The organism is Neotabrizicola sp. VNH66 (genome assembly GCF_049445895.1).
Lineage (GTDB): Bacteria > Pseudomonadota > Alphaproteobacteria > Rhodobacterales > Rhodobacteraceae > Pseudogemmobacter.
Map to the genome: position 1 here is coordinate 125,749 of NZ_JBMSDW010000007.1, position 13,608 is coordinate 139,356.

General features: G+C 69.1%; 13 protein-coding genes. 5 read left to right on the forward strand and 8 right to left on the reverse strand.

Translation table 11 applies throughout. The features are described 5' to 3' along the window. Positions 1-43: 43 nt before the first annotated feature. Entirely contained in the window at positions 44-709 is a 666-nt protein-coding gene (locus tag ACO2Q5_RS12155; RefSeq protein ID WP_423291341.1) for a YggS family pyridoxal phosphate-dependent enzyme, read from the forward strand. Here the strand turns inward: ACO2Q5_RS12155 and ACO2Q5_RS12160 are convergent. Together ACO2Q5_RS12160 and ACO2Q5_RS12165 are read right to left on the reverse strand one after the other, a co-directional pair. Then, positions 699-1,541 carry a TolB family protein gene (locus ACO2Q5_RS12160; protein WP_423291343.1) on the reverse strand — a complete coding sequence of 281 codons (843 nt, stop codon included), beginning with the start codon at positions 1,539-1,541 and terminating at the stop codon, positions 699-701. The genes ACO2Q5_RS12155 and ACO2Q5_RS12160 overlap by 11 nt on opposite strands. Then, positions 1,538-2,311: a hypothetical protein gene (locus ACO2Q5_RS12165; RefSeq protein ID WP_423291345.1), complete on the reverse strand. Its 774-nt coding sequence runs from the start codon at positions 2,309-2,311 to the stop codon at positions 1,538-1,540. The genes ACO2Q5_RS12160 and ACO2Q5_RS12165 overlap by 4 nt, the downstream gene beginning before the upstream one ends. A 117-nt stretch (positions 2,312-2,428) precedes the next feature. On the opposite strand from ACO2Q5_RS12165, the gene pyrF reads away from it, so the two are divergent. Continuing rightward, positions 2,429-3,121, forward strand: a complete 693-nt coding sequence (gene pyrF, locus ACO2Q5_RS12170) for an orotidine-5'-phosphate decarboxylase (RefSeq protein ID WP_423291347.1) — start codon at positions 2,429-2,431, stop codon at positions 3,119-3,121. An 89-nt stretch (positions 3,122-3,210) separates the two neighbouring features. After that, the gene (locus ACO2Q5_RS12175; protein ID WP_423291349.1) at positions 3,211-4,617 is read left to right on the forward strand and encodes an amidohydrolase; all 1,407 of its coding nucleotides are present in this window, start codon (positions 3,211-3,213) and stop codon (positions 4,615-4,617) included. 117 nt (positions 4,618-4,734) lie between these two features. Here ACO2Q5_RS12175 and ACO2Q5_RS12180 read toward each other — a convergent pair whose 3' ends face one another. Then, the gene (locus ACO2Q5_RS12180; protein WP_423291351.1) at positions 4,735-7,092 is read right to left on the reverse strand and encodes a DEAD/DEAH box helicase; all 2,358 of its coding nucleotides are present in this window, start codon (positions 7,090-7,092) and stop codon (positions 4,735-4,737) included. A 238-nt stretch (positions 7,093-7,330) separates the two neighbouring features. Here ACO2Q5_RS12180 and ACO2Q5_RS12185 point away from each other — a divergent pair, with 238 nt between their 5' ends. Further along, on the forward strand, positions 7,331-8,725 hold the full coding sequence (locus tag ACO2Q5_RS12185; RefSeq protein ID WP_423291353.1) for an aldehyde dehydrogenase family protein: 1,395 nt from the start codon (positions 7,331-7,333) through the stop codon (positions 8,723-8,725). Positions 8,726-8,737: 12 nt separating this feature from the next. Here the strand turns inward: ACO2Q5_RS12185 and recR are convergent, their stop codons facing one another. From recR to ACO2Q5_RS12205, 4 genes are all read right to left on the reverse strand, one after another. Further along, entirely contained in the window at positions 8,738-9,343 is a 606-nt protein-coding gene (gene recR, locus ACO2Q5_RS12190; RefSeq protein ID WP_423291356.1) for a recombination mediator RecR, read from the reverse strand. A 2-nt stretch (positions 9,344-9,345) separates the two neighbouring features. Next, on the reverse strand, positions 9,346-9,690 hold the full coding sequence (locus tag ACO2Q5_RS12195) for a YbaB/EbfC family nucleoid-associated protein (protein WP_423291358.1): 345 nt from the start codon (positions 9,688-9,690) through the stop codon (positions 9,346-9,348). A gap of 78 nt (positions 9,691-9,768) precedes the next feature. Beyond that, entirely contained in the window at positions 9,769-10,233 is a 465-nt protein-coding gene (locus ACO2Q5_RS12200) for a GNAT family N-acetyltransferase (protein ID WP_423291360.1), read from the reverse strand. Beyond that, the gene (locus ACO2Q5_RS12205) at positions 10,230-11,993 is read right to left on the reverse strand and encodes a DNA polymerase III subunit gamma/tau (RefSeq protein WP_423291362.1); all 1,764 of its coding nucleotides are present in this window, start codon (positions 11,991-11,993) and stop codon (positions 10,230-10,232) included. The genes ACO2Q5_RS12200 and ACO2Q5_RS12205 overlap by 4 nt, the downstream gene beginning before the upstream one ends. A gap of 77 nt (positions 11,994-12,070) precedes the next feature. Between ACO2Q5_RS12205 and ACO2Q5_RS12210 the strand changes: the two genes are divergently transcribed. Then, positions 12,071-12,574, forward strand: a complete 504-nt coding sequence (locus ACO2Q5_RS12210) for a protein-tyrosine phosphatase family protein (RefSeq protein ID WP_423291364.1) — start codon at positions 12,071-12,073, stop codon at positions 12,572-12,574. Here ACO2Q5_RS12210 and ACO2Q5_RS12215 read toward each other — a convergent pair. Then, a complete protein-coding gene (locus ACO2Q5_RS12215) occupies positions 12,550-13,557 on the reverse strand; it encodes a polyprenyl synthetase family protein (protein ID WP_423291366.1) in 1,008 nt (335 codons plus the stop codon). The genes ACO2Q5_RS12210 and ACO2Q5_RS12215 overlap by 25 nt on opposite strands. Positions 13,558-13,608 lie beyond the last annotated feature (51 nt).

Genomic DNA, 13,608 nt, shown 5'->3' on the forward strand with positions numbered 1-13,608 from the left:
CCTCTCTCCGGCTAGGGTCCTGCCCGGAAACCGGGGGATGGGCATGGCACTGGCAGAGATCACCGAACGGATGCGCGCGGCCGAAGCACGGGCCGGGCGGCAGGCGGGGTCTGTCAGGCTGATCGCGGTGTCGAAGATCCAGCCCGGCGACCGGGTCGAGGCGGTGCTGGATCAGGGTCATCGCCGCTTTGGCGAGAATTATGTGCAGGAAGCCGGCACCAAATGGCCGGCCTGGAAGGCGCGCTATCCGGGCGTGGAACTGCATATGATCGGGCCGCTGCAGACCAACAAGGCCAAGGTCGCGGTGGAGCTGTTCGACGTCATCCACTCGGTCGACCGCCCCTCGCTGGCCGAATCTCTGGCGAAGCTCGCCGGATCGCGGGGCAAAAGCCCGGATCTGTTCATTCAGGTGAATACGGGCGAGGAGCCGCAGAAAGCCGGCATCCTGCCCGCGCAGGCCGATGATTTCATTGCCGCCTGCCGGATGATGGACCTGCCGGTTCAGGGCCTGATGTGCATCCCGCCCGAGGATGAGCATCCGGCGCCCCATTTTACCCTGCTGGCAGCGATTGCCGCGCGGAACGGGCTGTCAGGCCTGTCGATGGGGATGAGCGCGGATTTCGAGACCGCCATCGAACATGGCGCGACGCATATCCGCGTGGGCAGCGCGATTTTCGGCGCCCGCAGCGCCGCGTCCGTCAGGCGCTAGCCTCCGGCAGATACCGCACACAGGCAAAGGCATGGCCATCCGGCGCCCAGGGGGGCACGTTGAGGCTGCCCTGCCCGCCGGTGAATTCCCGCAGCACGCGGCGGTCCTGCCCGTCGGGGTCTGCGATCCACAGCTGCACCGGCAGGTCATAGGGATGCCCCTCGGTCCCCGGCGGATAGCTGAGCCAGATCAGCCAGCGTCCGCAGGGCGACGGGTGGGGGAACCAGTTCACCCGGTCATCCCGGAACAGTGGCCGCTGGCCGCTGCCATCGGCATTCATCACCCAGATCTGCGCATGGCCGCCCCCGTCCGGCCGGTCGCAGTTCCAGTAGATCCGCGCTCCGTCCGCGCTGAACTCCGGCCCGTCGGAATGGCCTTCGGCCCGGGTCAGCCGCCGCTCCGGTCCACCGGCCAGCGCGCGGGTGTAGATGTCGATGACCCGCTGTTCGTTGCGGACCGCGGCATAGACCATGGTTTCCCCGTCCGGAGACAGCCCGTGCCACCAACTGGGCGGCTGGGTCGAAATCACCTCCGGCATGCCGCCCGCAACCGGCACCGCATAGATCTGCGCGCCGCGTCCCTCATGATGGCTGCCCAGAAGGATGCGCCCGTCACGGGTAAAGCCGTGGTCGTTGTTGCACCTCACCGCCACGCCGGTGTCGATCGGCTCCAGCCGGGGCCGGTCCAGCGGCACCCGCCACAAACGGCTCTGATGGTTCACCAGCAGCCAGGTGCCGCAGGGCGACCAGTTCGGCGCCTCGACCCGGCCCGCCATCCGCAGGATCTCGGTCACCTCCCCTGAAGGCGTGACCGTCTCAAGGACCGAAATCATCCGCGCGTCTTGGGCGTCAGCAGCTTTTTCGGCCGCAGGGCCTCGGCCGCCTTGAACAGGCCGAAGGTCTGGTTGACGTAATTCACCACCCCGCCGATCTGCTCCAGATAGGTGGCCAGCTCCGGCGTCCGCTCTGCCTCGACCACCTGCACCGGGCGCGCGGGGTCCATGCCCTCAAACTGGGCGTAGAACAGGGGCTCGCCCCGTTTCAGGATGATGTCCTTCTGCGGCTCGTGCCATTCAAAGGCCCACATCAGCGGCCGCGGCCAGACCGAAACGGGGAACCGTCCGCCGAAGATCGTGCCCGGCAGCGGATCGGGACGGTAATGCATGAAGGGCGACAGCTGGGTGATATAGACCAGCTCATCGGCGATGAAGCAGTAGGGCAGGCCCAGCTGCACCGTGGGCCGGTCCGGATAGCGCCACTCGGCCTCATTCACCAGCGTCAGCATCTCGTTCAGCTTGCCGGAACGGACCGGGCTTGCCGTGCCCGCGCGGTTGATCAGCACCGGCTTGCCGTTCTCCTCGCGGCGAAAGCCGATATGCAGGTCGAACGGGCATTTCACCATGAAATACCGGCTTTCCAGCTGGATCACCCCCGGACAGCGCGACGCGCTTTTGGCATGGGTCCGGTTGGTCTGCCGGAAACTGACCCGCTCGGGCGGATCATACAGCACCGCATTCTTGTCGCTGGTCAGGAACCAGCCTACCTGAATGGGGCCCGATCCGGGGCCTTCCTCGGGCCGCTCGACCGTGACGGTGATATCCATGCCTGTCCCTTTCGTTTCGGTCCAAACTCGCGCCGAAACCGGCGGCTGTCAACGAAGCGGCGGTTGCGTGACGACGCGCCGCGCCCTATGGGAAGGCACCCTGGACCGGAGGCCCCGATGGATGACCGCCTGATCGTTGCGCTGGACGTGCCCGATGTGCTTTCGGCGCTGAAGATTGCCGAGACGATCGGCGACGCCGCCAGCTTCTACAAGGTCGGGCTGGGGATGCTGACCGGCGGCGGACTGGCGCTGGCGATGGAGCTGAAGCAGCAGCATGGCAAGCGGGTGTTCCTGGACCTGAAGCTGTTCGACATCGGCCAGACGGTCGAAAATGCCGTGCGCGGCATCGCGCAGCTGGGGCTGGATTTTCTGACCGTGCATGGCGATCCGCAGGTGGTGCGCGCGGCGGCGCAGGGGCGGGCGGGGACCGGGCTGAAGGTGCTTGCCGTGACCGTCCTCACCTCGCTGGACCGGGCCGATCTGGATGCGAATATGATCGTGGCAGGGGATATTCACGACATCACCGTCGAACGCGCGGCGCGGGCGCTGGCAGCGGGGGCCGATGGCGTGATTGCCAGCCCGCAGGAGGCGGCGCTGATCCGTGCCTTGCCCGAAGCGGCGGGCAAGCTGATCGTCACGCCCGGCGTCCGGCCTGCGGGGGCCGCTGTGGGGGATCAGAAACGCATCGCCACCCCGCATCAGGCGATTGCCGATGGCGCCGACCATATCGTCGTGGGCCGCCCGATCTGGACGGCGGCCAATCCGGCTGCCGCGGCCCGGGCGGTGGTGGCGGAACTGCCGAAGCTCTGACCCCGGCCCGGCGCTTTTCGGCTGGCCCCGCGGGCCCGCGCAACCGCCCCATGTTCTTCGCAGGATGATCCGGGCAAGGTGCCCGCATCATGACGGACCTTGTTCTGACCAATGCCTGCATCCGCACCATGGATGCTGCCCGGCCCGGGGCCGAGGCGCTTCTGATCCGCGAAGGGCGCATTGCCGCCCTTGGCCCGGCCGCCGCCATTGCTGCCAGCGCCGCCGAAGATGCGCGCGTGATCGACGCGGGCGGGCGTCTGGTCCTGCCCGGCTTTCAGGACGCGCGGCTGCGCCTCCTGTCAGGTGGGGCCGATCTGGTCACCGCCGCCACGTTGACCGGCAGCGAAAGCCTGCCGGATCTGCGCGCCCGGCTGGCCGTCCATGCCGCCCGCAACCCCGACCTGCCGGTCATCCTTGGCGCGGGCTGGCATCTGGGCACCTTCACCGACACCAACCTGACCGCCATTTCCATCGACGCGGCCACCGGCGGCCGCCCGGCGGTGATCCGTGACGCGGGTGGCCAGCGCGCCTGCCTGAACAGCGCGGCGATGACCATGGCCGGGATCACCCGCGAAATCGCCGACCCGCCGGGTGGCCGTATCGTGCGCACTCCCTCGGGCCAGCCGACGGGGATGCTGCATGGCGGGGCCATCGCCTGGGCCATGGCGCGGCTGCCGCCGCTGACCGATGCGCAATATCAGCGCGGGCTTCTGGCGGCGCAGGCCTTGGCCCATGCCCATGGCCTGACCGGTGTGACCGATCCCCGGATGACCGGGCGTGAGGCGCGGATCTACGCGCAGGCGATGGAGGCGGGGGAGCTGACATTGCGGGTGGCAGGCGTGGCGCCGGTAGCGGCGGACATACCGCCAGAGGAGGCGCTGCCCCCGCTTCTGGCGCTGCGGGCGGCGCTGCCGGAGCCGGATCTGCACCTGTTCGCGGCGGGACTGGTCCTGCCCGACGACCCGGACCCGGTGCAGCTGGCGCGGCTCGTGACCGCGCTGGATGCCGCCCGGTTCCAGCTGCGGATCGAAGCTGCGACCGAGGCGGCCCGCGCCCTTGTGCAGCAGGCCTTGCGTGCTGCCCGGGGTACAAATGGTGCATGGCCCGCGCTCCACCAGATCACGCCGCCGCCCGCGGCCTCCGTGCCCGGCCTGATGGCTCGGCTTCCGCCCGCAGCCCCGCGCCCGGAAGATGGCCTGCCTTTCTGCCTGTCATCGGACTGGCCGGCCCATCCGCTGAACCCATTCGCGGTCATCGCCGCCACGGACCCGGCCTTGACGGTCGAGGATTGTGTGCTGGCCTATACCGCGCAGGCCGCGGCGGCGGCATGGCGCGGGGATCTGGCAGGCCGCCTGCTGCCCGGCCTGGCGGCTGATCTGGTGCTTCTGGACCGCGACATCTTTGCCCTGTCCCGGGTCGAAATTGCCGCGACGCAGGTGCTGCTGACGCTGAGCAAGGGCGAAGAGGTCTTTCGCGCGCCAGGCTTCACCGGTTGAGCAGGCATGAAAAAAGGGGCGAAACCGCCCCTTCATCTTGGTTCAAATATCCTCGGGGGGAAGGCCATCGGTTCCTGAACCGATGGCATCAGGGGGCAGACGGCCCCCCGCCCTCGGTCAGGCCCGGGGACGCTTTGGCGGCACGAAGCGCTTGGACGTGTCCTTGGCATCGGCCTTGGGCGCGGCCGGGCGGGCCGGGCCGGGCTTCGGCCCGGATTTCGAGAACGGCTTCTTCGCAAAGGGCTTGGCCCCTTCGGTGCGGTCACCATGGCTCTTGGCGCCCCAGCTGCGGCCTTCCGGCTTGCCACCGTCAGAGGGGCGTTCGCGCTTCACATAGGGGCGGCCTTCGGCGCCCCCTTCGGCCCGCGGTTTGCGCGGGGCATAGCCATCTTCGCGGGGTGCGGAATCGCGCGGACCGCTGCTGCGCGGGGCATAATCCTCGCGCTTCTTGAACCCGCCTTCGGCCGAATGGCTTTTGAACCCGGTCGCGCGCGCCGGTTTGCCGCCCGCAGGCCCACCGTGTGACCGGAAGCCCGCCGATTTGTAGCCGGGCTTTTCGCCGTCCTTCGACCAGCGCGGTTTGCCACCGTCGCCCGCCGCATCGTCGCTGCGCGGACGCGGCTTGCGGTCGGCGTCCCAGTCAGACCGCGGCTTGCGGTCCGGGTCCCAGTCGGGGCGCGGCTTGCGCGGGGTGAAATCGTTGTTCTCGCGCGCGGGTTCCGGGCGGCGCTCCTCGGTCCGCTTGGCCCAGACCTTGCGCGCAGGTTCCCGCACGTCGCCGCCGTCTTCGCCGTCCTCGACAATGCGGGCGGGCTTGGGCTGATAGGCGGGCTTCGCGCTGTCACGCCGCGGGGCGCGGCCTTCGGGGCGGGTGCCGACGCGCCCGGTGGGGCCGAATTCCGGCGCCTCGGTCAGGCGGGTCATGGTCAGGCCTGGCTCGATCTCGACCATCTCACCAAAGCGGGGGGCAAGGGCTTCGGCGATCTGCACGAAGGTCATGTCCTGCTGCACGCGGATCGCGCCAATGCCGTCCTTGGCAATGCTGCCCGCATCGCAGATCTTCGGCAAAAGCCAGCGCGCCTCGGCCCGGCCGGTGTGGCCGACCGACACGCGATACCAGACCGACGCGCCGAATTCGCCGCGTTCGCGCGGGGCGACCGGGGTGGGCGGCGGCAGATCTTCGGCCAGTTCCTCGGGCGCAGAACGGCCCGCGCGCCACAGCCGCACGAAGGCCGCGGCAATCGCCTCGGGGCCGTGCTGCTCCAGCAGCGCATTGGCGATCCCGGCCTCTTCGCCCAGGGCCTCGGTCAGCGCGGGGTCTGCGACCAGCCGCTCATCCTCACGCGATTGCACGGCATCGGCGCCCGGCGCCTTGCCCCATTCGGCCACGACCTTGGCGCCCTGCAGGATGCGGTTGGCCTTGCGGAATTCCGATTGCGGCACCACGAGGACCGAGGTCCCCTTGCGCCCGGCCCGGCCGGTCCGGCCCGACCGGTGCAGCAGGGTTTCGGGGTTCGTGGGCAGATCGGCGTGAATCACCAGATCCAGCCCCGGCAGGTCGATCCCGCGGGCGGCCACGTCAGTGGCGATGCAGACGCGGGCGCGGCCATCGCGCAGCGCCTGCAGCGCATGCAGACGTTCGGTCTGGCTCAGCTCGCCTGACAGGGCCACGACCGGGAAGCCGCGGTTCACCATCCGCGCATGCAGGTGGTTCACGTTCGCCCGGGTCTTGGCAAAGACGATGGCCACGCGGGAATCATGCCAGCGCAGCAGGTTGAAGATCGCCGGTTCGCGGTCACGGTTGGTGACGCTGATCGCGCGGTATTCGATATCGGCGTGCTGGCTGGCCTCGCTTTTCACCTCAAGCCGGCGGGCATCGCGCTGGTAGGTCGCGGCCAGCGTGGCGATTTCCTTCGGCACCGTGGCCGAGAACATCAGCACGCGCTTGTCTTCGGGCGCATGGCCCAGCAGGAATTCCAGATCCTCGGAAAAGCCCATGTCCAGCATTTCGTCGGCTTCATCCAGCACGACGGCGCGCAGATCCGACAGATCCAGAGACCCACGCTCCACATGGTCGCGCAGGCGGCCGGGGGTGCCCACCACCAGATGCGCGCCACGGTCCAGCGCGCGGCGTTCGGTGCGGTAGTCCATGCCCCCCACACAGGAGGCGACGGTGGCATCGGCATAAAGCCAGACCAGCTCACGCTGCACCTGCAGGGCCAGTTCGCGCGTGGGCGCGATGACCAGAGCCAGCGGCTTTTCCGCGGGCAGCAGCAGGTCCATCCCGCCCAGCACCTCGGGGGCCATGGCCAGACCAAAGGCCACGGTCTTGCCGCTGCCGGTCTGGGCCGACACCAGCAGGTCGCGGCCTTCCAGCCCTTCGGCCAGCACGGCCTCCTGCACGGGGGTCAGCGATTCATAACCCTTTGCTGCCAAAGCCGCTTTCAGCGGCCCGGCGACGCGTTCCATAACCATTATCTGTCCTGTCCGGGGTGCCCTGCACCCCTATGTGAGCCAAAAACCGGCCCACCGCCCCTGTCGTCCGCTCTCCCTGTCGCGGACCCGGAACCTTCAGGCCATCCGGGGCTCCTACACCGAATCCCCGGGGAAGTATAGCCGCAGCGGCGCGGTTATTTCCGCAACGTCATGGCGGGTCCGGGTTGCGCATGGACGGGGGAACGGGCTGCAATGCGCGCAAAGCAGGAGGTGCCCCATGTCCGGTCAGACCCCCGCCGCGCTGTTCGCGGCCCAGACGGCGCAGGTGGCGGCGCGGCGCACCAGCTTTGGTCTGGCCGAGCGGCGGGCGGCGCTGCAACGGATGGCCGCGATGGTTCGGGACAACCAGCCCGCCATCATCGCCGCCCTGGCCAAGGATTTCGGCAAGCCCGAGGCGGAGGTGGTGCTGACCGAAATCCTGCCGGTGATGCAGGAGATCCGGCATACGCTGCGCCATCTGCGGCGCTGGATGCGGGTGCGGCGGGTGATGCCCTCGCTGACCACGCTTGGCACCTCGGCCCGGGTGGTGCCGCAGGCGCGCGGGGTCTGCCTGATCATTGCGCCGTGGAACTATCCGTTCAACCTGTGCTTCGGCCCCTTGGTGTCCTGCCTTGCCGCCGGGAACAGTGCGGTGCTGAAACCGTCCGAGATGACGCCCGCCACCTCGGCTCTGATCGCGCGGCTGGTGGCCGAGACGTTCCCCGCCGATCTGGTGGCCGTGGTGCAGGGCGGGCGGGAAGAGGCGCAGGCCCTGCTGGCGCTGCCCTTCGATCATGTGTTCTTCACCGGCAGCCCCGCCGTCGGGCGTGAGGTGATGGCCGCGGCGGCGCGTCATCTCTCCTCGGTCACGCTGGAACTGGGGGGCAAGTCGCCGGTGATCATCGGCCCCGGCGCCGATGTGACGCAGGCGGCGAAATGGGTGGCCTTCGGCAAATTCGCCAATGCGGGCCAGACCTGCATCGCCCCCGATCATGTCTTCGTGCATGAGGCGGTGCGGGCGCCGTTTCTGGCCGCTTTGCGCGACCGGATCGCCGCGGCCTATGGCGCCGGGGCGGACAGTTCGCATCTGGCGCGGATCGTGAACGACCGCCACGCCGGACGGCTGCGCGGCCTCCTGGAGGATGCCGTGGCCAAGGGCGCGCGGGTGCTGACCGGCGGGCCGGGGCAAGGCACCCGCCTGCCGCCCATACTGGTCGAGGCGGTGACGCCCGAGATGGGGCTGATGCAGGAGGAAATCTTCGGACCCGTCCTGCCGATCCTGCCCTTCACCGTTCTGGAGCCCGTGCTGGACCGGATCAATGCCGGGCCAAAGCCGCTCGCGCTCTATGTCTTCGACCGGGATGCGGGGTTCGCGGACCGGGTGCTGTCTGCCACCACCTCGGGCGGGGCGGGGGTGAACCTGACGGTGATGCATTATGCCCATCCGGGCCTGCCCTTCGGCGGAGTGGGCAATTCGGGCCTTGGCGCCGCGCATGGCGAGGCGGGGTTCCGCGCCTTCAGCCATGACCGCGCGGTGCTGACCAACCGCTTTTCGGCGCTGCCCCTGCTGTTCCCGCCCTATGCGGGGCGGGCCAAACGGCTGATCGCGCTGGTGCGGCGGTTCCTGACCTGACGGGCCGGAGGGCTACAGCCGCCGCCGCGCGCGCAGCGCCGCGCCCAATGTGCCGTCGTCCAGATAATCCAGCTCTCCGCCGATGGGCACGCCCTGCGCCAGGGTGGTGATCTGCGCCGGTGTCGCGGTCAGTGCATCGGCGATGTAATGCGCGGTCGTCTGGCCATCCACCGTGGCGTTCAGCGCAAGGATGACCTCGGTCACCGCCTCTTCGTCCACCCGGCGGGTCAGCCGCGGGATGCCCAGTTCCTCCGGCCCCATCCCGTCCAGCGCCGACAATGTGCCGCCCAACACGTGATAGCGCCCGCGAAACACGCCCGCGCGTTCCAGCGCCCAAAGATCGGCCACATCCTCGACCACGCAGATCTCGCCCGAGGCACGGGCCGGATCGGCGCAGATCGGGCACAGCTCTTCGGTCGAGATATTTCCGCAAACCCGGCAATCGCGCGCGTTCAGCGCGACCTGTGCCATGGCCTGCGCCAAGGGCGCCATCAGCTGCCCGCGTTTCGTCAAAAGCGCCAGCACCGCCCGCCGGGCCGAGCGCGGGCCAAGCCCCGGCAGACGGGCCAGAAGCTCGATCAGCGCCTCGATCCCGGGATCGTCGGGGGTGGCCGCCAAGATCAGAACGGCAGCTTGAGGTCGGCGGGCAAGCCAAGCGCCTCGGTCATGCGGCGCATCTCGTCCGAGGATTTGCTTGCCGCGCGGTCCTGCGCATCGCGGATCGCGGCAAGGATCAGATCCTCCAGCACTTCCTTTTCCGAAGGGATCAGGATCGAGGCGTCGATCTCCAGCCCCGTCACCTCGCCCTTGCAGGTGGCGCGGGCCTTGACCAGACCGGCGCCGGATTCGCCCACCACCACGGTGCGGCCCAGACTGTCCTGCAATTCGGCCATCTTTGTCTGCATGTCCTGGGCGGCCTTCATCATCTTGGCCATGTCCCCGATCCCGCCGAGACCTTTGAACATCTTCCCGCTCCCTTGCTGCTGGTATGGAGATACGGGCGCGGGGGGCGTGGCGCAAGGGGCAGGGCCTTTGGCGTCCCCTCAGGGCACGGCGCGGAACAGCATCCGCCGCGGCGCAAAGCCCATGGCGCGGAAGAAGGCATGCGCTTCTGTGTTGGCTTCCCACGTATCCAGCAGGATTTCGTCACAGGCTTCGCTGCGGGCCAGATCGCGTGCCGCAGTCAGAAGCGCGCGGCCGATGCCCTGCCTGCGGGCCGCGGGGGCCACGGCGATATGGTCGACCATCAGCCGCCGCACCGGGGGCGAGAACAGGGACAGTGGCCGCGCCACCAGCGCGCAAAGCGCATAGCCCTGCGCCGGATCGCCCGCCAGCAGGCAATGCGTCGCGGGATCGGCCAGCCGTTCGGCGAAATGCGCGGTCAGGGCCGCGGGGTCGGGCTGCGGAAAGAACGCCTCCGGGTAATGCGCGGCGTGCCAGCCCTGCACATGGGTGTTCAGCGCGGCCACCGTGGCGGCATCGTCAACGGTGGCACGGCGCGGGATCATTCCTCGAACGGGTCCCAGTCGTCATCCACATCCGCCTCGGCCTCCACCTCGGGCAGGGCCTCGGCGGCGGCCTGACGGGCAAGGTCCTCGGCGGTGCGGATGTCTTTGATCTGCGCGCCGGGAAAGGCGGCAAAGACCGCGCGGACCAGCGGGCTTTCCATCGCCTCGGCCTCCGCCTGCAGACGCTCGGCGGCGCGGACTTCGGCAAGCGTAGGTGCCCCGCCGGTGGAGACGACCGACACGCCCCAGCGGGCCCGGGTCCAGCCTTGCAGCCGTTGCGACAGCCGCGCCGCAAGATCGGGCTTCGCGCCGGGCGCCGGTTCGAATTCGATCCGGCCGGGGGAATAGCGGGCAAGGCGGACGTAATCCTCCACCTCTTTCAACAGCAGCATGTCACGCTTTTCGCGGATCAGCTCGATCACGCTGTCAAAGGTCGCGTAGACTCGCAGTTCTCCCTCGGCCAGCACGGGGGCGGTGGCCGCCATGGTCGGGCCGCGGGCGGGCGACATCGGCGCGCGGGCCATCGGCGCATGGACAGGGCCGCGGCCGGGCATCCCGCCACCGCCACTACCCCCGCCGCCTGCCGGGGGCTGCGGCCCCTCGCTCAGCCGCCGGACCAGCGCCTCGGGGTCGGGAAGTTCGGCCACATGGGTCAGCCGGATCACCGCCATCTCGGCGGCCATCATGGCGTTCGGGGCCAGCCCCACCTCTTCGATGGCCTTCAGCAGCATCTGCCACATCCGGCTCAGCGCGCGCATCGGCAGCGCCCCCGCCATCTCCAGCCCGCGGGCGCGTTCGTCGGGCGGCACGGTCGGGTCTTCGGCGGCCTCGGGCGTGATCTTGATGACGCTGATCCAATGGGTGATCTCGGCCAGATCGCGCAGCACCGCCATCGGATCGGCGCCATCGGCATATTGCGCCGACAGTTCCGCCAGTGCGGTGGCCGCATCGCCCTTCATCACCAGATCGAACAGGTCCAGCGTCCGGCCCCGGTCGGCCAGCCCCAGCATCGACCGCACCTGCGAGGCAGAGGTCTGGCCCGCGCCCATGGCAATCGCCTGATCCATCAGGCTCATCGCGTCGCGGACCGAGCCTTCGGCAGCCCGCGTGATCAGCGCCAGCGCATCGCCCGCAATCTCGGCCCCTTCGGCGGCGGCCACCTTCGAGAGATGCGCCATCATCACCTCCGGCTCGATCCGTTTCAGATCGAACCGCTGGCAGCGCGACAGGACGGTGACCGGAACCTTGCGGATTTCGGTCGTGGCCATGATGAATTTCGTATGGCCGCGCGGCTCCTCCAGCGTCTTCAACAGCGCGTTGAAGGCGTTGATCGACAACATGTGCACTTCGTCGATGATGAAGATCTTGAACCGGCCCTCGGCGGGCCGCGTGTTCGCCATCGAGTTCAGTTCGCGGATGTTGTCCACCCCGGTGGAGGAGGCGGCGTCGATTTCCAGCACGTCGAAGAACCGGCCCTCGGCAATGCCCTGACAGGGTTTGCAGAGGCCGCAGGGTTCCGTCGTCGGGCCGCCCTTGCCATCCGGGCCGATGCAGTTCAGCCCCTTGGCGATGATCCGGGCAGTGGTGGTCTTCCCCACGCCGCGGACGCCGGTCATGATGAAGGCATGCGCGATCCTGTCCGCCGCGAAGGCGTTTTTCAGGGTGCGCACCATCGCCTCCTGCCCGATCAGATCGGCAAAGGTCTGCGGGCGGTATTTTCGGGCGAGAACCTGATAGGCTTTCTCGGGCGTGTCGGACATGCTGCTTTCCGGTGACTCGGGGTGCAGACTAGGGCGGGGCCGCGCGAAGGTCCACCTGTCGCAGAGATGGGGGCGGAATGGGGCTGACGATTGCGGCAGTGCCGGTGGCGGGCGGGGTGCTGGCCCTTGGTCCGATGCCGGGGCGCGGCGGGGCCTATGCCGCCGATCTGGCCGATCTGTGCGCCTTCGGTCCGGCGCTGGTGCTGTCGATGACGCCTTTGGCCGAACTGGCCGCAAAAGGGGCCGAGACGCTGCCCAACGATCTGGAAGAGGCCGGGATCCTCTGGCGGCACCTTCCCGTTGCGGATTTTAGCACGCCCGATCTGGCGGTGTCAGCCGCATGGCCCGCGGTGGCGGATGAGGCACTGGCCGTATTGCGCGGCGGCGGGCGGGTTTTCATCCACTGCATGGGCGGCTGTGGCCGGTCCGGCATGGCCGTCCTGCGCCTGATGGTTGCGGCGGGAGAGCCGCCCGCAGAGGCGCTGCGTCGCCTGCGCGCGGTGCGGCCCTGCGCGGTGGAGACCGATGCCCAGTTCCTGTGGGCCAGCGGCGGGGATCAGGCGATCCGCGCCACCACGTAATCGGCCAGATCGGACAGAATGTCGCGCAAAGGATGCGGCGGCAGCGCCGTCAGCGCCTGACGTGCTGTCGCCGCCCAGTCCAGCGCATCGGCCCGCGCCGCCGCCAGCGCGCCATGTCCGGCCATGATCGCCTGCGCGCGTTCCAGATCGCCGTCGGCCTGCTGGCCCTTTTCGATGGTGCGGACCCAGAAGGCGCGTTCGTCGTCCGTGGCACGGGCGATGGCCTTGATCACCGGCAGCGTCAGCTTGCGTTCGCGGAAATCGTCGCCGGTGTTCTTGCCGATCACCGCGGCGGTGCCGCCGTAATCCAAGAGGTCATCGGCAATCTGGAAGGCGATGCCAAGTGCGTCGCCATAGGTAAACAGCGCCTGCACCTGTTCCGCGGGCGCACCCGCGATCACTGCACCGGATTCCGTAGCGGCCGAGAACAGCGCCGCGGTCTTGCCGCGCACCACCTTCAGATAAATCTCCTCGGTCGTGGCCAGATCCTGCGCCGCGGTCAGCTGCAGCACCTCGCCCTCGGCAATCGTCGCGCTGGCATTGGCAAGGATGTCCAGCACCCGCAGGTTGCCGGGTTCCACCATCAGCTGGAACGCCCGGGCGAACAGGTAATCGCCGACCAGCACGCTGGATTTGTTGTCCCACAGCAGGTTGGCCGTGGGCCGCCCGCGGCGCTGTGCGCTTTCGTCGACCACATCGTCATGCAGCAGGGTGGCGGTGTGGATGAATTCCACCGTGGCGGCCAGCTTCTGATGGTCGGTCCCGGCGTAACCGCACAGATGCGCGGCGGCCAGAACCAGCATGGGACGCAGCCGTTTGCCCCCGGCCTCGATCAGATGGGCGGTGACTTCGGGGATGCGCGGGGCGTGTTCGCTGCTCATCCGCGCGCGGATGATGCGGTTCACCGCGGCCATGTCCTCGGTCAGGGCCTCGGCCAGCCGGTCCTGCGGGCCGCGCTTTGCCGCATCTGAGACGCCATCCATCTGCATTCCCAATCCGTGAATTCTGCGGCACCCTTGCCCGAACGGGCCGGG

What these genes read in the sequence shown, in the direction of transcription:
- ACO2Q5_RS12155 (WP_423291341.1), top strand. Translation starts at nt 44, where the DNA reads ATGGCACTGGCAGAGATCACCGAACGGATGCGCGCGGCCGAAGCACGG.
- ACO2Q5_RS12160 (WP_423291343.1), bottom strand. Translation starts at nt 1,541, where the DNA reads ATGATTTCGGTCCTTGAGACGGTCACGCCTTCAGGGGAGGTGACCGAG.
- ACO2Q5_RS12165 (WP_423291345.1), bottom strand. Translation starts at nt 2,311, where the DNA reads ATGGATATCACCGTCACGGTCGAGCGGCCCGAGGAAGGCCCCGGATCG.
- pyrF (WP_423291347.1), top strand. Translation starts at nt 2,429, where the DNA reads ATGGATGACCGCCTGATCGTTGCGCTGGACGTGCCCGATGTGCTTTCG.
- ACO2Q5_RS12175 (WP_423291349.1), top strand. Translation starts at nt 3,211, where the DNA reads ATGACGGACCTTGTTCTGACCAATGCCTGCATCCGCACCATGGATGCT.
- ACO2Q5_RS12180 (WP_423291351.1), bottom strand. Translation starts at nt 7,092, where the DNA reads ATGGTTATGGAACGCGTCGCCGGGCCGCTGAAAGCGGCTTTGGCAGCA.
- ACO2Q5_RS12185 (WP_423291353.1), top strand. Translation starts at nt 7,331, where the DNA reads ATGTCCGGTCAGACCCCCGCCGCGCTGTTCGCGGCCCAGACGGCGCAG.
- ACO2Q5_RS12195 (WP_423291358.1), bottom strand. Translation starts at nt 9,690, where the DNA reads ATGTTCAAAGGTCTCGGCGGGATCGGGGACATGGCCAAGATGATGAAG.
- ACO2Q5_RS12200 (WP_423291360.1), bottom strand. Translation starts at nt 10,233, where the DNA reads ATGATCCCGCGCCGTGCCACCGTTGACGATGCCGCCACGGTGGCCGCG.
- ACO2Q5_RS12205 (WP_423291362.1), bottom strand. Translation starts at nt 11,993, where the DNA reads ATGTCCGACACGCCCGAGAAAGCCTATCAGGTTCTCGCCCGAAAATAC.
- ACO2Q5_RS12210 (WP_423291364.1), top strand. Translation starts at nt 12,071, where the DNA reads ATGGGGCTGACGATTGCGGCAGTGCCGGTGGCGGGCGGGGTGCTGGCC.
- ACO2Q5_RS12215 (WP_423291366.1), bottom strand. Translation starts at nt 13,557, where the DNA reads ATGGATGGCGTCTCAGATGCGGCAAAGCGCGGCCCGCAGGACCGGCTG.